Source organism: Arthrobacter sp. D3-16 (assembly GCF_054408515.1).
On sequence record NZ_CP096437.1, the window covers coordinates 3,769,936 to 3,791,700 of the forward strand.

Consider the following 21,765-nt stretch of genomic DNA (forward strand, 5'->3'; position numbering starts at 1 on the left):
ACCGCCGCCCAAAGCGGCGCATGGAAGTCAGTTGTTGAGCAGTACAGTTCCCCACCTGCAGCGGGCGACAGATGCTCCGGCAGCCCTAGCTGATGATGCGAGCCTCGCCCAGCAGCCCGGCGAGTGAGTCGGCCAGGGCCACGGCGCCGGCTTCCGCGTCCCAGTCCTCCACAAGTTCCTCAGGTGAGTGGGAGATGCCCGTGGGGTTCCGGACGAAAAGCATGGCAGTGGGGATGTGCGAGCTCAGCACGCCTGCGTCGTGCCCGGCTCCGGTGTTCAGGACAGGAGCTGCGGGAAGCAGCCCCTGCAGCCGGTCCCTCAACCCGCCGTCGAAATGTACCGTCGGGCTCAGTGACTCAGTGGTCATGCTGGCGGTGCACCCCTCCTCCGCCGCCGTGACCTGGGCGTTGAGCCCGATCGCTTCCACCAAAGCTGCGGTGACCGAATCGTCCGGATGCCGCACGTCGATCCACAGATCCACCCGGGACGCGATGACGTTGGTCCCGCCGGGGACTGGCTGCAGCCTGCCGACGGTTGCGCGGGCGTCCCGGTACTTCCTGGCTGTGTCACGGATGCCCAGCATCATCTTGGCCGCCGCGATCATCGGGTCGCTTCGGTCCTTCATCAGGGTGGTGCCCGCGTGGTTTCCCTGCCCGCTGATGCTGAGCTTCCAGCGGCCGTGGCCCAGGATGGAAGAACCAATGGCCACGGGCTGGTTCAAGTCCACCAGTCCCCGGCCCTGTTCCACATGCAGCTCCACGAAGACCCCCAGCTGCTGCAGCGTCTTGTAGTCCGCGCCGATCAGCCGGGGGTCCTGCCCGTTGGCGGCTGCGACGTCGGCGAGCGTGTTGCCGTCCGGGTCCTTGAGGCGGCGGGCCTTGTCCGGGTCCAGCTGGCCTGTCAGCAGTCGGGAGCCCAGGCAGGCAACCCCGAACCGCGAGCCCTCTTCCTCGGGGAAGACCGCGATAGCCAGCGGTCGCCTGGGACGAAGCCCGCGGGCTTTGAGGATGTCGACGGCGACCAGCGCCGATGCGACGCCCAGCGGTCCGTCGTACCCACCGCCGCCGGGAACAGAATCCAGGTGGCTGCCGGTAACAACCGCGTCCCTGCGGGTGCCGGCGGATGTATCCCACCATGCCCAGATGATCCCGTTATGGTCCGTGGTAACGTCCAGTCCCCGCCGCCCTGTCTGCTCGATGAACCAGGTGCGCAGGTCCGTTTCGGCGGTGGAGAAAACAGGCCGTGAGTAGCCGCCCCGGGCCGTGTCCCTGCCGATGGTGGAGATGTCCCGCAGCAGGCTGGTAACAGTGGATGCGGTGGTGGCAGAAGGCAGGGCGTCCGCCGTGGGTACTGTCTGTGAAAGGCTCACTGGTATCCGTTCTATGTGGTCACAGCTGTTGACGACGCGGGACGGAACCGCGGTGGGACACCGCCGGCCCCTGTAGCGAGGTCTGCAGCCCATTCGCCGATGAGCGGCGCGAACTTGGCCCCGTGCCCGGAGCAGGGGGACAGAATGGTCAGGTTGTCCACGCGGTCGATGAGAAAGTCTTCGTTCGGCGTGTTCGTGAACAGGCAGGTGGTTTCCGCGTACGGCTCGGGGTCCAGGCCCGGCAGGTAGCGCCGGACGTAGTCCACTACCCGTTTCCGGTTGGCCGGATCAACAACGCCGGTTTGTTGCTCCGCGGAGGGGATGAACGCGCCGCCGTTGTACTCGGCTACTTTTTGTCCGGCGAAACCTGCGTCGCGTCCGCCGGGAAGGCCGTAGGTCTGGATGTCCGCAGCCTTGTGGATGAAGGTGGGCCACTGGCTGGCGGTTTCCGGATCCCGGTATGCGAAATGGAACGCCTGTTCCTGCCGGACGGTGATCTCCGGCAGGCCGCCGAGGAACCCTTCCGGAAGCGGCAGCCGCCCCAGCAGCTCCGGCAGCCAGCCGCCGGTGCTGATGACGATGTTGCCGGCGTCGACCGTTTCCCCGGTGGAGGACATGAGGCGGTAGCCGCTGGCGCTGGGCTCCAGGCTGCTCAGGCTCCAGCCGGTCAGCACTTCGGCGCCGTTCCGAACGGCCAGGGCAACCATGGCTTTCACGGCGGTTTCGGCATCGATGACGCCGGCGCCGGGGTGCCAGAGAACTTCCGTGTCGAAGGCGATCTGCGGCCAGCGCGTCCTGGCGTCGGCAGCGGAGAGCAGTTCGTGGTCAATACCGACGGCGGCCAGCACTCCGGCGAGCAGTGCAGGGTTGCGTTCAGGGCCGTAGTCCACAGCGCCGAACGGGGTGATCAGCTCCGTGCCGGTGTCCAGGGCGAGCCCGTCCCACAGTGCCTTGGATTCCAGCACCGCCTGCGTGTAGAAGGGGTCCGGGTAGGCGTAGCGGAAGATCCGGGCGGAGCCGTGGGAACTGCCATCATGCGCGGCGGGGGCGCTGCGTTCCAGGAGAGTGACCTGGTGGCCGCGGGCGGCGAGCTGCCAGGCGGTGGCGGCGCCGGCCAGGCCGGCGCCCACCACCACATAATCGGACGAATCAGGCATCAAAAGCTCCCCTGGCCAGCGCCCGGAATCCAACTGGTGCCGGCCAGCGGCACGCGTGCCATGGCTGAGGCTTCGATGGTGAGCGCCACCAGGTCTTCGGGTTCCAGGTTGTGCAGGTGCGACTTGCCGCAGGCCCGGGCGATGGTCTGGGCTTCCATGGTGAGGACGCGCAGGTAGTTGGCCAGCCGGCGGCCGGCGGCTACCGGGTCCAGCCGGGAGGCCAGCTCCGGGTCCTGGGTGGTGATGCCGGCGGGATCACGTCCGTCCTGGAAGTCGTCGTAGAAACCTGCGGCGGATCCAAGCGCCGAGTATTCGGCAGCGTAGCGGGGATCATTGTCGCCGAGGGCAATGAGGGCGGCGGTCCCGATGGCGACCGCGTCAGCGCCGAGAGCCATCGCTTTGGCGACGTCGGCCCCGGTGCGGATCCCACCGGAGACGATGAGCTGGACCTTGCGGTGGACGCCGAGTTCCTGCAAGGCCTGGACGGCCTGCGGGATGGCGGCGAGGGTGGGGATGCCGACGTTTTCGATGAACACCTGCTGCGTGGCGGCGGTTCCACCCTGCATGCCGTCCACCACCACCACATCGGCGCCCGACTTCACGGCGAGCGCGGTGTCATAATACGGGCGGGAGGCACCGATCTTGACGTAGATGGGCGTCTTCCAGTCGGTGATCTCGCGCAGTTCGCCGATCTTGATTTCGAGGTCGTCCGGGCCGGTCCAGTCCGGGTGCCGGCTGGCCGAGCGCTGGTCGATGCCCACCGGCAGCGTCCGCATCCCGGCCACGCGCTCCGTGATCTTCTGGCCCAGGAGCATCCCGCCGCCGCCTGGCTTGGCTCCCTGGCCCAGCACGATTTCGATGGCGTCGGCCTTGCGCAGATCGTCGGGGTTCATGCCGTAGCGGGACGGCAGGTACTGGTACACCAGGTGCTTGGACTGGCCGCGCTCCTCAGGGGTCATGCCGCCGTCGCCCGTTGTGGTGGAGGTGCCCACCTCGGACGCGCCGCGGCCCAGCGCCTCCTTGGCGTTGGCGGACAGCGCCCCGAAGCTCATCCCGGCGATGGTCACCGGGGTTTGCAGGTGCAGCGGGCGGGTGGCGTGCCGGTCGCCGAGGACGACGTCGGTATCGCACTTTTCGCGGTAGCCCTCCAGTGGGTAGCGGGACATGGAGGCGCCGAGGAAGAGCAGGTCGTCGAAGTGCGGGACCTTGCGCTTGGCGCCCCAGCCGCGGATGTCGTAGACGCCGGTGGCTGCAGCCCGCTGGATGTCCGCGATGGTGGCGCGGTCGAAAGTGGCGGACTCGCGCAGGCCCAATTCGGCGATGTCTTGGGGCGAAGCGCTTGGGGTGGGCGCCTGCTGCGGAACGGAGGTGATGGTCATAGTGGGCTCCTAGTACGACGTCGAGTTGTCGACGTGGAAGTGGTAAAGGTTCCGGGCTGAGCCGTAGCGCTTGAAGTCAGCAGGGTTGTCCGTACGGCCGGCGGCGGCGAGCAGCTCCGCGAGCTCGGCAAGGTGCTCTTCGCGCAGCGGCTTTTCGATGCAGTCCGCGCCGAGTGAGGCCACGGTGCCCTTGACGTAGATCCGGGCCTCATAGATGGAGTCGCCAAGGGCGTCGCCGGCGTCGCCGCAGACCACTAACCGGCCGGCCTGGGCCATAAAGGCGGACATGTGGCCGATGTTGCCGCCCACCACAATGTCCACACCTTTCATGGAAATGCCGCAGCGCGCACCGGCGTTCCCGTCGATGATCACTAGGCCGCCATGGCCCGTGGCGGCCGCTGACTGGGATGCGTCACCTTTCACATGGACCGTGCCGGACATGATGTTTTCCGCGAGGCCGACGCCGGCATTGCCATTGATGGTCAGGTCGCCTTTTTGGTGCATCCCGGCTGCGTAGTAGCCGGCATGGCCTTCGATGGTCACGTTGATGTCCGCGTCGATGCCGACGGCCAGGCTGTGCTTGCCGCCCGGGTTGGTGACGGTCCACGATTGCCCGTCCACGGCTTGGTGGATGGCTTGGTTGAGTTCCCGGACCGAGCTGGCGGCGAGGTCGAGGACTGCAGGGTTGGCGGCAGCGGCTGGTGTTGGGGCGAGGATTTCGGGGGCTGTCAGAGTGACCATGTGTAGACCTTTCCGGGTTCCGGTTCAAAGATGCGGGCGTTCTCGATGCCGGGCAGTCCGGCAAGGGCGCGGTATTCGGAGGCCATGGCCACGTAGTCACCCGTTTCGGCGATGATGGCCGGCTTGCACGCGATGGGGTCCCGGACCACGGCCATGCTGTCCGCTGTTGTGACCACCAGGGTGTAGAAACCATCCAGGACCTTGCCCAGGTTCACCAGGGCTTCCTCGAGGGTGTCACCCTGCTTCAGCCGGGAGGCGACGTATCGAGCGCCCACCTCGGTGTCGTTTTCGGAGTCGAACACCACGCCTTCGCGTTTAAGGTCCCGGCGCACCGTGGCGTGGTTGGAGAAGGAGCCGTTGTGGACCAGGCAGAGGTCGTCGGCCACTGAGAACGGGTGGGAACCGCCGGCGGTGACGGCGGATTCGGTGGCCATCCGGGTGTGGGACAACCCTTGGCTTCCGGCCATCCCCTCGAGGCCGTGCTCGGCGGCGATGTCCATGGGATGGCCCACGCTCTTCATGACCGCCACGTGCTCGCCGCGGCCGATGATGGTGGCGTCCATCAGGGTTTCGCTCACGGCCTTCACCAGCAGGTCAGTCCCGACGGTGGCGCTCACCAGGGTGGTGTCGCCCACCACCTGGACCGCAGCTGCGGCATCAGACGGCAGCAAAGCCGCGACGCCTGCGGTGATTGCCGCCGTCGTGATGCCATGGTCCTTGCCGAGGAGGCTGAGGGTGGAGGTGCCGGCCGAAACCAAACCGGGGGTGTTGTAGACGGCCAGGCCGGCGGAGTCCGGCCCGCGGTCCACGATCTGGCACAGCATGGAGGACAGCAGGCTGCCCATCTGGGGGTGCAGCGAGGGATTGCGCAGCTGCAGCGCGGCGATTCCGCACATGGTGGGGGTCCTTTACTTGCTTGGAGTGGTCACATCGAAGCTGGATTAGATGGAGGTCAGATACGAACGGATTTCCCAGTCGCTGACCTGGTTGTGCCAGCTCAGGAATTCCTCCTCCTTGGCGTCCGCGTAGTACTTGCCGATCTCCGCGTCGCCACTGAGGCTGGCCAGGATCACGGGGTCCTGCCGGAGCGCCTCCACAGCGTGGAGCAGGGTTGCCGGCAGCAGGTGCGCGTCCGCTTTAGACTCGCCGGGACCGGAGGGCGCGCCGGGGTCAGCGGATTTCTCGACGCCGTCCAGCCCGGCAGCGATGGCAGTGGCAATGGCCAGATACGGGTTGGCGGAGCCGTCACCGGAGCGCAGCTCGATCCGCTTGTTGTCCGGGACCCGGATCATGTGCGTGCGGTCGTTGCCGCCGAAGGACGCCTTGCGGGGCGACCATGTAGCGCCGGAGGAGCTGGTAGTAGCGCCCGTGCGCTTGTAGGAATTCACGGTGGGGGCGAGGAACGCCTGAAGAGCGGGTGCGTGGTCCAGGATTCCGGCGATGAAGGAATAGGCGAGGCTGGAGATCCCAAGGCCGCGGCCGTCGTCGTCCGCATTGTTCTGGTTGGCTGGGAACAGCGCTTCGGCGCCGGACCACAGGGACAGATGGAAGTGCAGGCCGGTGCCGGTGCGGTCGGTGAAGGGCTTGGGCATGAAGGTGGCGGTCATGCCGCGCTGTTCGGCCAGGATGTTCAGGATGTAGCGCAGGGTGACCACCCGGTCAGCCGTGGTCAGCGCATCCGCGTAGTTGAAGTTCTGCTCGAACTGGCCGGCGGCATCCTCATGGTCATTGGCGTAGTTGCCCCAACCCAGACCGTTCATCGCATCCGAGATCGACGTGAGGTGGTCGTACATCCGGGTGACGCCGCGGGCGTCGTAGCACGGGCGCGGAGAATCGTCCCGCTCATCGGCGGTGCTCAGCGTCCCGTCGTCGTTCTTTTTCACCAGGAAGTACTCCACCTCAGCGCCCACCTTGGCCTGCATGCCTTTGCCCCCGAGGCGGGCCAGGGTATTTTTCAGGATCACCCGCGGGGCGTAAGGCCAGGGCTTGCCGTCAACGTGCGGGTCGCAGTGGATGATGGCAAGGCCCTCTTTGATGAAGGGAACCGGTGTGAAGGAGGCCAGTTCGGGAACGGCGATCAGGTCCGAGTCCTGCGGCTTCTGCCCCATAAGACCCGCTGCATAACCGGCGAAACCCATGGCTCCGTTTTCGAGTTCGTCGGCGGCGTCCACCGGGACCAGCTTGGCGCAGGGCTTGCCGGTCATGTCCACGAAGGTGGCCAGGAGGAAGCGGACGTCGTGCGCTTTCGCAATGTCCGCAAGGGAGATACGGGCGGCGCTCACTGCCAAAGATGCATCTGTTTGTACTTCAGGGGTCGCGAGACTTGTCATCGGAACTGTCCTGTTCGCTTGCAGTTACTTGATATGAAACGCTGTTGAACAACAGTAGTCAAAACAGTGTTTCCAGTAGGCACGCGAATTGTTAACTCTGGATGTCAGGTCCAATGGCGAACGTCGGCCTTCCCGCCAAGGCCATCGACATGACCATGGGCCTGCGCATAGATGCGGCGGACGAGTTGCGCGGGATCGACATCGCGGCCCACGCGGAGGCCGCGTACCTCAGCGACGAAGAGCCGGTTGAGCTGGGCTCGCCCCAGCGGGTGATGTCCTGACCTGAGGCCTGTCCCCCGAGCGTGCTACTTCGCGGCCACGGCGAGGAACGTGATGGGAAGCTCCAGCAGCTCCAGCGGACCGTGGGGACCTTCACCGTCAAGGAGGAGCGAGTCGCCTGGCTCCATGGTGTATTCGTACTGGCCATGGCCGTAGATCATCTTGCCTGCCAGCATGTAGATTAACTCCGTACCGGGGTGCTGGAAGAGCGGAAAAACGTCCGACGCATCCGTCAGCGTCACCAAGGTTGGCTCCAGTGCATCCGTGCGGCCCTTCAAGGTACCCAGCACCCGGTATTCGTGCCCGTGCTGGGTACCGCTGCGGACGGTAAGGCTCCCCTGGCCGCTCTTGGTGAAGGTGGCGTCCCGGTCTGTATCGGCGCCTCGGAACAATGCCGTCACCGGGATCTTGAGCCCGTCAGCAAGCCGTTGCAGGGTGGTCAGAGAACAGGACGTGCTCGCTGTTTCGATCTTCGAGATCATAGCCTTGGACATCCCGGTGCGGGCAGCAAGCTCAGCTGAGGACAGGCCCTGGGACGTGCGGTAATGCCGAAGCTGGGCGGCAATTACCTGTTCGAGTTTTCCGGCAACCTCTTCCCGGACATGTTCGGTCATATCAGCCATCATAGGCGGCGAGGGTTCCCGCAACTCTTGTCCGAAAAGGATCACCATCGGCTATTTCCACACTGCGTTGGAGAAAGTCCTAAGTCTGCTCCTGGCAGCTTGGGCGTCCGCGACTGACCACTGCACGGCCCGTTACCCCAGCCGGGCGTCAAACCGGCGCCTGTACTCCGTGGGCGTTGTGGAAAAGGCTGCGGCAAAGTTCTGCCGGAGGGTGACGGCGTTGCCGAATCCGCAGTCGGCGGAGATCTGGTCAATCGAAAGATCTGTGGTTTCGAGCAGCCGCCGCGCTGCGTCCAGGCGGCGGGCGCGGATCCAGGCGGCCGGTGTCGTCCCCGTTGCTGCCCGAAAGGCACGGACAAAGGTGCGGCGGCTCAGATGTGCCTGCGCGGCAAGCTGGTCGAGGGTAAGGGGCTCAGCCAGATGGCCCAGGGCCCATTCGAGCAGGCGCGAGATCGGATCATCGGTGGAGCGCTCCGGCACAGGATGCGCAATGTACTGCGCCTGTCCGCCCTCCCGGTGCGGAGCGATAACCAGGCTGCGGGCCACCTGGTTCGCCGCCTCCGCTCCAAGCCTGGCACGCACCAGGTGCAGGCAGGCGTCCAATGCGGAGGCTGTACCGGCCGAGGTGAGCACGTCACCGTGGTCGATGTAAAGCACGGACTGGTCGAGCGGGACATCGGGATGCCTGGCGGCAAGGGAATCGAAAGCCTGCCAGTGCGTGACGGCCCGGCGCCCCGCAAGCAACCCGGCGTCCGCCAAGGGAATCGCGCCAAGGCACAAACCCAAGATGGGCACCGCACGCCCGTGTGCCCCTTGAAGGACCTGCCGCAGTGAGTCGCTGGGGACGCGCCCGTCGTCGAACCACGAAGGCACCACCACGACGTCGGCCTCTTCCGCTGCCCCGGGCCCTTCCACCTCGCCCAGCCGGTAACCCTCAGCGGTTGTCACCTCACCTTCCTGGTCAGAGAAAAGAAAGGTCTTCCATTCGGCAAGGCCTTGACGGGCCACCTCGTCAAAAACCATCTGCGGAACAGCGAGGTGGAACATCGTTGCGCCATCGAAGGCATACACCGCGATCCTCAAAGTGGCCCTCCTCCAGCTTGGCCCGAATCCATCGTATATCTGCCTTCGTGCCACTGGTGGCTTCGATAGGCACCGGGAAGACTGGAACGGTTGCCAGATGGCAGCCGAGAGAACCACCAGGAGAAACAACCATGAGCACCCCTCGTCGCGCCCTCATCCTCATTGACGTGCAGCAGCAGTACTTTGGCGGCCCCCTCGAAATCCAGTACCCGCCGCACCAGGAGTCCCTGCCCGCCATTGCCCGTGCAGTTGACGCCGCCACGGCCGCGGGCATTCCGATTGCCGTCGTCCAACATTCTGCCGGCGAAGGTGCGCCCGTCTTCGCGCCCGGCACGCCTGGCTTCGAGCTGCACCCCGAGATTGAACGCCGCAAAACCGGTGAGTGGAAGTCGCTTGTTAAGCAGTATGGTTCCGTTTACGCCGGTACGGACCTCGCCGAATGGCTGCGGACGCACGACGTCGATACGGTCACCTTGGCGGGCTACATGACCAACAACTGCGTGCTCGCCTCCGCGGTGGAGGCAGAGTTCCTTGGCTTCACCACCGAAGTCCTCTCAGACGCCACCGGCGCCATCAACCTCGCCAACGATGCCGGTTCCGCCGACGCGAAGACCGTGCACACGACACTCCTCGCCCTGCTGAACTCGAACTGGGCAGCTGTGGCCGATACTGATACCTGGACCGATGCCCTGGGTACCCGGCAGGCCCTCTCAAAGAGTGACCTCGGCAGCTCAGCTGTCGCCGGGCTGGAGCTTCTCCCCCAGGCTTAACCAACCGTCCCGGGCTTCCCACCTGCCGGCCGGCGGGAAGCCCGGGAACATCGGCAGCATTCGCGCCGTTGCACACACGGGGACCAAGCCCCAAACGAATCTCAAGGACTAATTTCATGAAGTGGATTCTCCTCGCCGGCGCGATCCTGAGTGAGGTGACGGCGTCCCTCTCCTTGAAAGCGGCCCTGGAGAATCCTGCATTCTTCATCGTGGTTGTTCTCGGTTATTCCGCATCCTTCGGTTTCCTCGCAGCAGTCCTTCGTAAAGGCCTGGGACTCGGCGTCGCCTACGGCATCTGGGCTGCACTGGGAGTGACACTCACGGTGCTCCTGGCCGCCCTCATCTTTGGCGAAGCGTTGACCCCGGTGATGATGATCGGCGTCGCCATGGTCATCGCCGGCGTGCTCTGCGTGGAACTCGGATCGCATAAAGAGCCCGCAAAAGAACCGGCAAAAGAAATGGTCCGCTCATGATGTGGCTGTTGCTGGCGGCGGCAATCCTCACCGAGGTAACCGCCACCCTGTTCCTCCGCGTCGCATCCACAGGTAAGCGGCGCTGGTACATACCTGTCGGCGTCGGGTACTTCCTGGCGTTCACACTCCTCACCCTGACGTTGGACCAGGGAATGAACCTCGGGGTTGCCTACGGCATCTGGGCCGCCGCCGGCGTCGCCCTGACCGCCCTTGCCAGCCGTGTCTTCTTCAAGGAAACCATCACGCCCATCATGATGCTCGGACTGGGGCTCATCATCGGCGGTGTCCTGCTCATCGAGCTCGGCGCAGCACACTAGCGGTTCCGTCACTGGAGCTGGGACCTACTGGAAGCGGAGTGGCAATCATGCGGTTTCTCTCATCGCGGACAGGGGCTCTCCCCGCGCAGCCGTCCATGGTCAAATGGGAAGGTTGAACCGGCCGCCCGAGTCCGACCACGGCCTCGGCCATAGGAAGGAAGCACATGACCGATCGCCCGGAACACCCACCGATCCCCACCCCCGGAAGTGCCCAAGGCCTGGACACCAAGGTTGAGGGTGGCTGTCCGGTGGCGCATGGCAGCGTGACCTCGCACGGCAGCGAGAGTGAAAACCCGGCCATCGATTCGCCGCAGCCCAAGGGGCACCGGCCACGAACCGTAGCGGACTGGTGGCCCAACCAGCTGGACCTCTCGGTGCTTCACAGCCATAACGCCAAGGGCAACCCGCTTGGCCCCACGTTCAGCTACCGCAAAGAGTTCCAGAAGCTCGACGTCGAGGCGCTCAAGCAGGACATCATCGAAGTCCTCACCACCTCCCAGGACTGGTGGCCGGCGGACTTCGGCCACTACGGCGGCCTGATGATCCGGTTGAGCTGGCACGCCGCCGGCACCTATCGCGTCCACGATGGCCGCGGCGGTGCAGGTGACGGCAGCCAGCGGTTCGCGCCGCTCAACAGCTGGCCTGACAACGCCAACCTGGACAAGGCCCGGCGGTTGCTGTGGCCCGTCAAGCAGAAGTACGGCCAGAAGCTCTCGTGGGCGGACCTGCTGGTCCTTGCCGGCAACGTCTCCCTGGAATCGATGGGCTTCAAGACGTTCGGCTTCGCCTTCGGCCGCGAAGACGTGTGGGAGCCCGAAGAGATCTTCTGGGGGCCTGAGGACACCTGGCTTGGCGACGAACGCTACATCGGTGAGGGCCAGATGTCTGAGGAGGTCGGCTCCACGGAGATGGGCCTGATCTACGTCAATCCCGAAGGACCAATGGGCAACCCGGATCCCAAACTAGCAGCAGCCTTTATCCGCGAAACCTTCAAGCGGATGGCCATGAACGACGAAGAGACCTTCGCGCTGATCGCCGGCGGCCACACGTTCGGCAAGACCCATGGCGCCGGTGACGCCGACGCGCACGTGGGCCCGGAGCCGGAAGGCGCCAACCTCGAGGCGCAGGGGCTGGGCTGGCTCAGCACCTACGGCAGCGGGAAGGGGTCGGACACGATCACCTCCGGTTTGGAAGTCACCTGGACGGACCGGCCCACCCAGTGGAGCAACCGCTTCCTGGAGATCCTGTTCGAGTACGAGTGGGAGCTGGTCAAGAGCCCTGCCGGCGCGCACCAGTGGGTCGCCAAGGATGCCCCGGAGATCATCCCGGACGCCCACGATCCGGAGAAAAAGCACCGGCCCACCATGCTGACCACTGACCTGTCGCTTCGCGTCGACCCGGTCTATGGGGAAATAGGCCGTCGGTTCCTCAAGAACCCGGACGAGTTCGCGCTCGCGTTCGCCAAGGCCTGGTACAAGCTGCTGCACCGCGACATGGGCCCGGTCGGCCCGCACATGCTCGGGCCCTGGGTCCCGGAGGCCCAGCTCTGGCAGGATCCTGTCCCGGCAGTGGACCACGAGCTGATCGACGAGCAGGACATCGCCTCGCTCAAGGCCCAGCTCCTGGACTCGGGCCTGTCCGTCTCACAGCTCGCCAGTACGGCTTGGGCCGCGGCGTCCACGTTCCGCAAGACCGACCGGCGCGGCGGCGCCAACGGGGCGCGGATCCGGCTGGAGCCACAGCGCGGCTGGGAGGTCAACGAGCCTGAGCAGCTTTCGACGGCGTTGCAGGCGCTTCAGACGGTCCAGCAGCAGTTCAACGCCGCCCAGGCCGGGGGCAAGAAAGTCTCGCTGGCGGACCTGATCGTCCTCGGCGGCTGCGCCGCAGTTGAAAAGGCTGCCCGGGACGCAGGCTTCGCGGTCACCGTGCCGTTCCGGCCCGGCCGCACCGACGCCGCCCAGGAGCAGACCGACGTCGATCAGTTCCAGTACCTGAAGCCGCGGGCGGACGGGTTCCGGAACTATGTGCGCCCGGGCGAGAAGCTCCAGCCGGAAACCCTCCTGCTGGACAAGGCGTACCTGCTGGACCTCTCCGCACCGGAGATGACGGCGCTCATCGGTGGCATGCGCGCCCTCGGCACCAACGTGGGCGGCTCCAGCCACGGCGTCCTCACGGACAGGCCCCAGGTCCTGACCAACGACTTCTTCGCCAACCTGCTGTCACCGGGCACCAAATGGAAGGCGTCGGAGAACGAGGAGAACGTCTACGAAATCAGCGACGTCGCTAGCGGCGAGCTGAAGTGGACCGCCACACCCGTGGACCTGGTCTTCGGCTCCAACTCACAGCTCCGGGCAATCGCCGAGGTTTACGCGAGCGACGACGCCAGGGAGAAGTTCGTCAACGACTTCGTGGCGGCCTGGGTGAAGGTGATGGAGCTCGACCGCTTCGACCTGCGCTGATTGAGGCGTCCGGGCCGGCTGCAGCTGCGGCCGGCCCGGACGGCTCCCGTCTCGAAATCGTCCTGCCGCTTTGGTTTTATCCCTGCCGGGCTGTGGCGAAGGACGCGGTGGCGAAAGCGAGGGCGCCCGACATTTCCTTGAGCAGTTCCGGGTTGATGTTTTTGATCGTGTCGCAGGCTTTGTGGTAGCAGGAATCAAGGTCTTCCCCGGCTTCACCGCCGTAGGCCTGTGCCTGTGCATTGGTCTTTCGTTCGACATCGCCCGAGAACAGCCCCCCGCTTGGGATTCCGGCCTTTACGAACGGTCCGTAGTCGGATCCGCCATCGAAGACCGTGGTTTCCGCCGGCAGAGAGTTCTCTTTGAAGTAGTGGGAGAAGACGTCCTCGATTTCTTTCGATCCACCCGGGCCGGCGTCTCCGAAATCAGATCCGTCGCCGTCGTGGAAGGACCTCATGCCGTTCGGCGAGGCGGCCATGTCCACATTCAGGTATGCGGCAGTCCTGCGGATCTCGGCCCTGCTCAATTCGCGGATGTAATGCCGGGAACCGTCGAAGTTATTCTCCTCGGCTGCCCAAAACGCGAACCTGACCCTGTTCGTGGGTTTGATCCCGGATTCCTTGATCCACCGGGCCGTTTCCAGGACTGCCGCGACACCGCTGCCGTTGTCGTTGATTCCCGGACCGCGTCTCACGGAGTCCAAGTGCCCTCCTACGACAATGGTGTGGTCGGCATTGCCCTCGGTGTCAGCGAGTATGTTGAAGGACTCCACCGTCTCGTCATCGCGCTCGTAGGTGAACGTCTGCCGGATGGGAGAATACCCTGCGGCACGCAGCTGCTCTTCGACGTAACGGGCAGACTCCTCGTACCCGGACGTGCCGGAGGCGCGGTTTCCGCCATTGTTATCAGCGACGCGCTGCAGCGCCTCCAGGTGGTCCATCATCCCCCGGCCCCTGAATTCCTCCAGTATCGTCCGGGCGGACATGCCTTCCGGCGCTGGCACGGGCCCTGAGCCCGGCGTGATGAAATCCGGGCGGCCACCGGTACATCCGGAGAGGAGGCTGATCAAGACCACAGCAGCGGCGGCAGCGGCCGTCAACCGTCCACGCCGCCTGTGTACCTGGGGGGAGTTTCCATGCTTGTAGGCATTGAGCCCTCTGGCCCGGGCGACATCGCTGGTGTCGGGCATCTTCGTCATCCAATCCGTGACGCCGCTTCGGTACGCTAAGCGCGTGAGAGGTTGCCTCTGGAGCGGGGTTTGCCGCCGGGCTTCGCCTTACATGCGGGATGCGCTGGCCCGCCCGACGCCCTGACCGGAACAAGCCTCGAGGTGACTACCCGGCCAGATACCGACAGCCTAGGGCCGGCACCTTAAAGAAAGCTGTGAAGTTGAAGTGGGGCACAAAGTTCTCGAGGAGGGCGCTCTTACTCTGGCTCAAACCAGCGTTCTGATCCGGACAATCCGCCAAATGGAGTGAATTCTTGCAAGCCACGCTGAAGCCTAAAAATACGCGTCCCGCACGGCATCTATAAAGGGCACCACGTAAACGACGACTACGTCCCAAAAGGCAGCAATGACGGCTGCCAGAATTAAGATGCACACCACCCAAAAGAACACGGCCGAGCTCGTCCGCGTACGGTTTTTATGCGAAACATCGTTTACCATCGCGCTACTCCTTAGTTTTCCCTATCTCAATGCCAGGACCGTAATCCGCGAGTCTGGGAACTCGATGGGAAACAGCAATGGATTTACCACGTATTGGGTTTTGTCCAACTCCGCTTGTGACTGCCGGCCAGGCTGAAGCCGTGTCGCTGGCCCCCTCATGGGGCGCCAGTGGCAGCTACGGGAATTTAGTCCGGGTCTCGAACTTTCGCGGTCTCACCGGAAGTCTTGCCACGGTGTCGCCACAGGTCCAGTATTAGACCACGACGTCGGCCGTAGTTTCCGTGACTGGAGAAGGTATGACTGAGAAGCAGCGTTCGCTTACCCTTACTGCCCTTATCGCGTTCGGAGTACTTGTTGCTGTTGCAGGTGTAGCGATGCTCTTCTCCGGCATAAGCGGCGGCACTACTGTGAGTGAAATTCCCAAGATTGTTGAAATCGTTTCATTGCGGGAGTGTATAGGAAACGCCTGTGAGGATTGCGGCCGAAGCCGCGTCCATTCATAGCAGCGGCAGTGATGCGGGCAGGTTAATGGTGACGTCGGGAAGCTCTGCAGCGTCTCGAAAAAGCCGAACCAATTGGCTAAATCAGTTTCCGGCGGCCCGAGGGAGGAACGCATTAGGTTCGGCCTTGACCCGTGTCAGTGCAGACTCGATAGCGCCTTTGACTACGACTTCGGCTCCGAACGTACTCGCCACCAGTTCCGGAAGCGGTAAGCCTGTATCAGTGGGCAGCAGCATACGTGCGTGCTCGAGGACCGGTTCGATGGCCCGCGAGATGCCGCCTGCGATGACTACACGCTCAATGTCCAGGAGGCTGGAGAGCACAACCGCAATCCGCGCCAGCCGGGCGCCGAGCCGGGCGATGATGTCCGCTGCAAACGGATCCCCCTCCCGGGCTGCGTGGAACACGTCCTCCGCATTGATCTTGGCCTCAGGCAATTGCCGCAGCATGGTTTTTCCCTCGTAGGAACGGATGCGCGAGCGTGCCCACTTTCTTGCAAGTGCTCCAAAACCATCCGCACCCCCTTCGTCGGGCACGAACTTGCCGGCGGTAAGCGTGTCGAGGAATCGCATCTCCCCTGCGCCGCCTCGAGGTCCCCGCAGCAAGCGCCCGTCCACGATCAGGCCGGCACCGAATCGCTCGCCGGTCAACAACGTCGCCTGGTTAGCCGATGGCTCGTGTGCCCGCTCGGCCACAGCGGCGAGATTGGCGTCATTCTCGACGACGACCATGCCGTGAAGGTGCGAGGCGAAACCGGAATTCATCAGGTGCCAAAATTCTCCTTCAGGAGACATGCCGTGAGCATCGATCGGCGCGGGAACACCGACGACCGTCAGCAAGACGTCATCCACGGCGCGCCCGACGTCGTCGAGGGTCAGACGGATCAGCTCCCGTGCGCTCGCGCCGCGACCCGCGCGTCCCAGCGCATGCGAATCAATGCTCGTGCGACGCGTGCCCATCACACGGCCGCGCAAATCGGCGACGATGGTGGTGAAGTGGGTCTCGCCGGCGTCCAGTCCAACCACAACACCGGCAGCCTCGCGCAATTGGTAGCGGCGGGCTGGCCGGCCCTTGAGTGAGCGGCCGGCGGCGTGACTGTCATCCACTTCCTCCAGCCAGCCGGCGTCGACCAACCCATCACAAACGCCGAGCACCGTCGCGCGGGTCAGCCCGGTCACGGCCATGGCCTCTCCAGCTGTGAAGACTTGCTCCTCAAGAGCGAACCGCAACAATGCATCGGAGTTAATCTGCCGCAACAGCTGCGTTGAGCGCGCCGTGGTCCCATTCATCCCTTGACGATATCGCCAATATCCTCCATCCTCGTATAGGACCTAAATATAAGATCCAAATAAATACGAAGTGAGACCCCTTAGGAGCCGATGTTGCCACCTTTGACGTCCGCCGGGACGACAGTCTCCCGACGCACTTTCCTTGCCGCCGCCGGGGGCGCACTGGCCGCTTTCGGCCTGGCTGGGTGTGCCCCGGGAGGTGAACGTCCTACCGTCACGTTCCATCAGTCAAAACCGGAAGCCGTGCCATACTTCCGCGATCTGGCGGCGAAATTTACCGCGTCGCAGGACCGTGTCCGCGTTCTGCACGATATGGCGACAAATCTTTCTGCCAGTTTTGTGCGCAGCAGTCCGCCGGATCTCGGTTGCCTCAACTACAACCTTGAAATGGCCAGATTCATGGAGCGCGGGGCCCTCTCGGACCTTTCCGACCTCCCGGCAGCAGCCTCCATCCGGGACGACGTTCTGGACCTCACGAACTGGTACCCCACATACCCGGGCCGTACGAGCGTTATCCCGTACTCGGTCATGGCTGCCTCGGTCATCTACAACCGCCGCATCTTCGAGCAGAACAGTCTGGCTGTCCCGACAACCTGGGACCAACTGATCGAAGTATGCGAGGTGCTCCAAGCCGCAGGCATCACCCCCATCTACGGCACTTTCCGGGACCCGTGGACCATCGCGCAGGGCCTCTTCGACTACACCGTGGGCGGCATGGTCAACGTGCGCGACTTCTACAAAACAATGCACGCGATTGGCGAGAACGTCGGACCGGACTCCGAAGTGTCCTTCCAGAAAACGATGCTTGAGCCGGTCCAGCGCATGGTCCAGCTGACGACCTACATCAACCCCGATGCCGCCAGCCGTGGCTACGGGGACGGCAACACAGCCATGGCGCAGAACCAGGCGGCGATGTACCTCCAGGGGCCGTGGGCCTTCGGAGAGATAGAAAAGGCCGGCACGGATGTTGATCTCGGCACGTTCCCGCTGCCGATGACCAGCGACCCCGCCGATCTGAAAGTTCGCGTCAACATAGACCTCTCGCTCTCGGTTCCGGAAGTTGCCAATGCCCAGGAGGGTGCCCGTGACTTCCTTCAATACCTCATGCAGCCGGAGATCCAGAATTCCTACAACGCCGAATTCCTGGGATTCGGCACCAGCAAGGACGCACCAGCGGTCACAGACCCCCGGATCGTTGAAATGCAGAAGTATTACGACGAGGGCCGCTTCTACATGGGTGCCTCACAGTTCATTCCGAACTCGATCCCCGCCGCCAACTACCTTCAGTCGATCATCGGCGGTGCCGACGCCGAGAGCATGTTGCGCCGGATGGACGCCGACTGGGCGCGTCTGGCTTTCCGTGCGTGATCACCCTTCCGACCTAATGCACGAAACGAGGACCACCATGTCATCGACGACAAAGCCTTCCACTGGAGCGGTGGTGACAGCCCCGGCAGCGACTCAGGCGAGAAATGCACGCAAGAGCCGCGTCGATCCGCTCTACTACTTTTTCCTTTTCCCCGCACTGGCGATTTTCACGCTCGCCGTCACGCTGCCCGCCGTACTCGGATTCGTCTACAGCTTCACGAACTCCGTGGGCTTTGGTGAGTTCGACTTCATAGGCATCCGAAACTTCATCGCGGTCCTCCAGGATGAAGGAGTCCTCAGCGCCTACGGCTTCACACTCGCCTTTGCGCTGGTGACCGTCATCGTCGTAAACGCAGTGGCCTTCTTCCTGGCTCTGGGACTGACGTCCCGTGTCCGCTTCCGTGCTGCACTGCGCACAGTATTCGTGATCCCCATGGTGGTCTCGGGCATCGTCATCGCCTTCGTCTTCCAATACCTTTTCTCGAACTCGCTGCCGCTCTTGGGTCAAGCCATGGGAATCGAACCGCTGGCGACGAGCATCCTCGCCAACCCGGACCTCGCGTGGCTGGCAATCGTCTTCGTCACGGCGTGGCAGTCGATTCCGAGTGCGATGCTGATTTACATCGCAGGGCTCCTGACGGTTCCCGCCGAGGTGTACGAGGCAAGCTCCATCGATGGAGCATCACCGTGGCACAACCTGCGGCATATCACCCTGCCGCTCGTTGCCGGGTATGCCGTGATCAATATGGTCCTCGGCTTCAAGAACTACCTCAACGCCTACGACATCATTGTCGGCCTGACCGACGGCGGCCCCGGAGTCGCCACACGCAGCGTCGCCATGTCAATCTTCCGCGGCTTCGAAGGCGGCGACTACGCATACCAGATGGCCAACGCCGTGATCTTCTTCCTCATCAGCATCGTCATCGCACTCATCCAGCTTCGCTTCACACGTGGCAAAGGAGGGATCGCCGCATGAGCAGCGCACCCATCACCATCCCAGCAGAACCCGGGGCCGCCGGGAAGAACCAACGGGTCCGGGCACCTAAGGAGCGCAGCAACTGGCCCGCCACCATCGTCCTGATCGTCTGCACGCTCAGCGTGCTCGTCCCGCTGTACGTCACCATCAGCATGGCGTTCAAAACCACCGGCCAGGCGGTGGACGGCAACGCCTTCTCGTGGCCGAGCCCCCTGACCTTCGATAGTTTCGTCCAGGCCTGGACGCTCACGAACTTTCCCCGCGGCTTCGCGATCTCCGTGTTTGTGTCCGTGACTGCGGTTGCGGGGGAAATCATCGTGTCAGCGCTGGCAGCTTACGCGATCGTACGGAACTGGGACCGCAAGCTCTTCCGCTGGTCCTTCTTCTACCTGCTCGCGGCGATGTTCATCCCGTTCCCCGTGGTGGCGCTGCCGCAGATCCAGCTCACCGGCCTCGTCGGGCTGGACAACCCGCTCGGCGTAGCGATCCTGCACATCGTCTTTGCCCTGGCGTTCAACATCATGCTGTTCACCGCGTTCCTGCGTTCCATCCCGCTGGAGCTGGAAGAAAGCATGCGCATGGACGGTGCCGGCACCTGGCAGGTCTTTTGGAAGCTCATCTTCCCCTTGCTGGGACCGATGAGCGCTACGGTGGGCATCTTCGCTTTCATCGCCTCCTGGAACGACTTCATGATGCCGTCACTCATCATCTCCGATCCAGAACTGCAGACCATCCCGGTGCTGCAGAAGATCTTCCAGACCCAGTTCAGCAACAGCTACAACGTAGCCTTCGCCTCGTACTTGATGGCGATGACGCCCGCGATCGTCGTCTACCTGTTTACACAACGCTGGGTCATGGCCGGCCTGACCCAGGGCGCCGTCAAGTGACCCCTTACCACGACACCGACCCCTCAAAAAAAGTAAAGGAACCAGTCTTGCCCTCCATCGTCACCCAGGCAACCAGCACCAAGCACCAGCAGATGTCCGACCCCAACTGGTGGCGCCAGGCCTCGGTCTACCAGATCTACCCACGCAGCTTCTCTGACTCCAACGGTGACGGCATCGGTGACATCAACGGCATCACCGCCAAGGTCCCGTACCTGAAGGAGCTTGGAATCGACGCGGTCTGGCTGAGCCCCTTCTACCCTTCGGCCCTTGCAGACGGCGGCTATGACGTGGACGACTACCGTAACGTTGATCCGCGGCTCGGCACGTTGGAGGACTTCAACCGCCTGGCTTCCGCCCTGCACTCCGCCGGCATCAAGCTGATCGTGGACATCGTGCCCAACCACTCCTCCAACCTCCACGAGTGGTTCCAGGAAGCCCTCGCCTCGCCCAAGGGTTCCCCGGCCCGCGACCGCTACATCTTCCGGGACGGACTCGGTGAAAACGGTGAACTGCCGCCGTCCGACTGGGACTCCGTGTTCGGGGGCCCGGCCTGGGAGCGCATTACAGAACCCGACGGAACCCCGGGGCAGTGGTACATGCACATCTTCGCCAAGGAGCAGCCGGACTTTAACTGGGACAACCCCGAGGTCCGCCAAGACTTCCTGACGACCCTGCGGTTCTGGTCCGACCGGGGCGTGGACGGTTTCCGCATTGACGTCGCCCATGCCCTGACCAAGAACCTCGAAGAGTCCCTGCCCACCAAGGCAGACCTCGAAGCACAGGGCGAGGCGCTCTACCTTGCCGGTGCGCATCCGTACTGGGACCGGGACGAAGTCCACGAGATTTACGCCGAGTGGCGCAAGGTCTTCAACGAGTACAACCCGCCGCGCACAGCAGTTGCCGAAGCATGGGTGCACTCGGACCGCCGTGCCCGCTACGCGAGCCCTGAGGGCCTTGGCCAGGCCTTCAATTTCGACCTGCTGCAGGCAGACTTTGACGGCGCCCAGTTCCGGAGAATCATCACCAAGAACCTCGCCGAGGCGGAGGCGTCCGGCGCTTCCTCCACATGGGTGTTCTCCAACCACGACGTCGTCCGGCACGCTACGCGCTACGGGCTTCCGGTGTCCGGGCCTTCGGCCGAGGGCGGGATCATGGCCGGCGAGGCCGGCAAGCAGTGGTTGCTTGACGGAGGCAGGCAGGAGGACGTCGACGTCGAACTCGGCCTGCGCCGTGCCCGCGCCGCATCATTGCTGATGTTTGCCCTTCCAGGCTCTGCATACCTCTACCAGGGTGAGGAACTGGGCCTGCAGGAAGTCGGCAGCGAAATTCCCGACGCCGAGCGCCAGGACCCCGCCTTCTTCCGCAACAAAGGCGTGGAAATCGGCCGTGACGGCTGCCGGGTCCCGTTGCCTTGGACAGCCTCGGGCAACTCATTCGGTTTCGGAACAGGCGGCGCCCACTTGCCGCAGCCAGAGTGGTTTGCGGGTCACTCCGTGGAAGTCCAGGAAACGCAGGAGGACTCAACTTTGGCCCTTTACCGCGAGGCACTGGCCCTGCGGTCACAGCTGCAAACCACCGAAACGCTGGAATGGCTGGAGACCGGCCGGTCTGACGTCATAGCCTTCCGGCGCCCCAACGGCTGGACCTCCGTAACGAACTTCGGTACCGAAGCCTTCGAACTGCCCGCCGGCAAGGTACTGGTCTCCAGTTCGCCACTCCAAGCCGACTCCCTGCCCGGAGCGACCACTGCCTGGCTCCAGCTGTAGCTGTACTGCAGTTAAAAAGGCCGTGGAAACAGCCTGCCCTGGGGGCGTAAGCTGCCCGCCTGATCAACGTTCCGAGGTTAGCCTGCCTTGTCCCAGATTTCCACAAGGTGCCCCCGACGCTGGCGCTGTTCGGGAATCAGCTGTGAATCCTGAACCAATTGATGCTGGATGACAGCCGCTGATTGAAGAACCGCCGGGTCCGGCTTCGATTGCCGGGCCCGGCTCGCACGCTTCCCTCTACAGCAGGTATGTGTGGACATCGCCGGTACATGCGGCGCAATGCCGCGTGCCCTCGTGATTTTTTCCTTGGCCTGGTTATGGCAAGGCTCAGAAAT

19 protein-coding genes are annotated in these 21,765 nt (G+C 63.9%); 9 read left to right on the plus strand and 10 right to left on the minus strand.

Features of this window, described 5'->3' with window-relative positions; genetic code table 11:
* Positions 1-85 precede the first annotated feature (85 nt).
* Genes M1D32_RS17645 through glnT form a run of 6 tightly spaced genes read right to left on the minus strand, consistent with a single transcriptional unit; the run spans position 86 to position 6,976 of the window.
* Positions 86-1,369, minus strand: coding sequence for an allantoate amidohydrolase (locus M1D32_RS17645; RefSeq protein ID WP_458779912.1), 1,284 nt, complete (start codon positions 1,367-1,369; stop codon positions 86-88).
* Positions 1,370-1,380: 11 nt separating this feature from the next.
* Positions 1,381-2,526, minus strand: coding sequence for an FAD-dependent oxidoreductase (locus tag M1D32_RS17650; protein WP_458779913.1), 1,146 nt, complete (start codon positions 2,524-2,526; stop codon positions 1,381-1,383).
* Positions 2,526-3,905, minus strand: coding sequence for an FMN-binding glutamate synthase family protein (locus M1D32_RS17655; RefSeq protein ID WP_458779914.1), 1,380 nt, complete (start codon positions 3,903-3,905; stop codon positions 2,526-2,528). Before M1D32_RS17655 ends, M1D32_RS17650 begins: the two co-directional genes overlap by 1 nt.
* A 9-nt stretch (positions 3,906-3,914) precedes the next feature.
* Positions 3,915-4,646 (minus strand): GltB/FmdC/FwdC-like GXGXG domain-containing protein, encoded by a 732-nt coding sequence (locus M1D32_RS17660; protein WP_458779915.1) that lies wholly within the window; start codon positions 4,644-4,646, stop codon positions 3,915-3,917.
* Positions 4,634-5,542 (minus strand): class II glutamine amidotransferase domain-containing protein, encoded by a 909-nt coding sequence (locus M1D32_RS17665; protein ID WP_458779916.1) that lies wholly within the window; start codon positions 5,540-5,542, stop codon positions 4,634-4,636. The genes M1D32_RS17660 and M1D32_RS17665 overlap by 13 nt, the downstream gene beginning before the upstream one ends.
* 45 nt (positions 5,543-5,587) lie before the next feature.
* Complete coding sequence (glnT, locus tag M1D32_RS17670; RefSeq protein ID WP_458779917.1) at positions 5,588-6,976, minus strand: type III glutamate--ammonia ligase; 1,389 nt, start codon at positions 6,974-6,976, stop codon at positions 5,588-5,590.
* A 113-nt stretch (positions 6,977-7,089) separates the two neighbouring features.
* On the opposite strand from glnT, the gene M1D32_RS17675 reads away from it, so the two are divergent.
* Positions 7,090-7,257 carry a hypothetical protein gene (locus tag M1D32_RS17675; protein ID WP_458779918.1) on the plus strand — a complete coding sequence of 56 codons (168 nt, stop codon included), beginning with the start codon at positions 7,090-7,092 and terminating at the stop codon, positions 7,255-7,257.
* 24 nt (positions 7,258-7,281) lie between these two features.
* Here the strand turns inward: M1D32_RS17675 and M1D32_RS17680 are convergent, their stop codons facing one another.
* Together M1D32_RS17680 and M1D32_RS17685 are read right to left on the minus strand one after the other, a co-directional pair.
* Positions 7,282-7,869 carry a helix-turn-helix domain-containing protein gene (locus M1D32_RS17680; RefSeq protein WP_458779919.1) on the minus strand — a complete coding sequence of 196 codons (588 nt, stop codon included), beginning with the start codon at positions 7,867-7,869 and terminating at the stop codon, positions 7,282-7,284.
* 141 nt (positions 7,870-8,010) lie between these two features.
* The gene (locus M1D32_RS17685) at positions 8,011-8,961 is read right to left on the minus strand and encodes a GlxA family transcriptional regulator (protein ID WP_458779920.1); all 951 of its coding nucleotides are present in this window, start codon (positions 8,959-8,961) and stop codon (positions 8,011-8,013) included.
* Positions 8,962-9,092: 131 nt separating this feature from the next.
* On the opposite strand from M1D32_RS17685, the gene M1D32_RS17690 reads away from it, so the two are divergent.
* The 4 genes from M1D32_RS17690 to katG all read left to right on the plus strand — a co-directional run bounded on the left by M1D32_RS17690 (position 9,093) and on the right by katG (position 12,980).
* Positions 9,093-9,731: an isochorismatase family protein gene (locus M1D32_RS17690; protein WP_458779921.1), complete on the plus strand. Its 639-nt coding sequence runs from the start codon at positions 9,093-9,095 to the stop codon at positions 9,729-9,731.
* 116 nt (positions 9,732-9,847) lie between these two features.
* Complete coding sequence (locus M1D32_RS17695; protein ID WP_458779922.1) at positions 9,848-10,204, plus strand: DMT family transporter; 357 nt, start codon at positions 9,848-9,850, stop codon at positions 10,202-10,204.
* A complete protein-coding gene (locus M1D32_RS17700; RefSeq protein ID WP_458779923.1) occupies positions 10,201-10,521 on the plus strand; it encodes a DMT family transporter in 321 nt (106 codons plus the stop codon). Before M1D32_RS17695 ends, M1D32_RS17700 begins: the two co-directional genes overlap by 4 nt.
* Positions 10,522-10,685: 164 nt before the next feature.
* Positions 10,686-12,980, plus strand: a complete 2,295-nt coding sequence (katG, locus tag M1D32_RS17705; protein WP_458779924.1) for a catalase/peroxidase HPI — start codon at positions 10,686-10,688, stop codon at positions 12,978-12,980.
* Positions 12,981-13,056: 76 nt separating this feature from the next.
* Here the strand turns inward: katG and M1D32_RS17710 are convergent, their stop codons facing one another.
* Both M1D32_RS17710 and M1D32_RS17715 read right to left on the minus strand, forming a co-directional pair.
* Positions 13,057-14,175, minus strand: coding sequence for a M20/M25/M40 family metallo-hydrolase (locus tag M1D32_RS17710; protein ID WP_458779925.1), 1,119 nt, complete (start codon positions 14,173-14,175; stop codon positions 13,057-13,059).
* A gap of 1,052 nt (positions 14,176-15,227) precedes the next feature.
* The gene (locus tag M1D32_RS17715) at positions 15,228-16,433 is read right to left on the minus strand and encodes an ROK family protein (RefSeq protein WP_458779926.1); all 1,206 of its coding nucleotides are present in this window, start codon (positions 16,431-16,433) and stop codon (positions 15,228-15,230) included.
* A gap of 90 nt (positions 16,434-16,523) precedes the next feature.
* On the opposite strand from M1D32_RS17715, the gene M1D32_RS17720 reads away from it, so the two are divergent.
* The 4 genes from M1D32_RS17720 to M1D32_RS17735 are packed head-to-tail and all read left to right on the plus strand — an operon-like array spanning position 16,524 to position 21,430.
* The gene (locus M1D32_RS17720) at positions 16,524-17,801 is read left to right on the plus strand and encodes an ABC transporter substrate-binding protein (RefSeq protein WP_458779927.1); all 1,278 of its coding nucleotides are present in this window, start codon (positions 16,524-16,526) and stop codon (positions 17,799-17,801) included.
* Positions 17,802-17,838: 37 nt separating this feature from the next.
* Complete coding sequence (locus tag M1D32_RS17725) at positions 17,839-18,777, plus strand: carbohydrate ABC transporter permease (RefSeq protein WP_458779928.1); 939 nt, start codon at positions 17,839-17,841, stop codon at positions 18,775-18,777.
* The gene (locus M1D32_RS17730; protein WP_458779929.1) at positions 18,774-19,664 is read left to right on the plus strand and encodes a carbohydrate ABC transporter permease; all 891 of its coding nucleotides are present in this window, start codon (positions 18,774-18,776) and stop codon (positions 19,662-19,664) included. The genes M1D32_RS17725 and M1D32_RS17730 overlap by 4 nt, the downstream gene beginning before the upstream one ends.
* Positions 19,665-19,711: 47 nt before the next feature.
* On the plus strand, positions 19,712-21,430 hold the full coding sequence (locus tag M1D32_RS17735; RefSeq protein WP_458779930.1) for a glycoside hydrolase family 13 protein: 1,719 nt from the start codon (positions 19,712-19,714) through the stop codon (positions 21,428-21,430).
* The last annotated feature ends 335 nt before the right edge of the window (positions 21,431-21,765 follow it).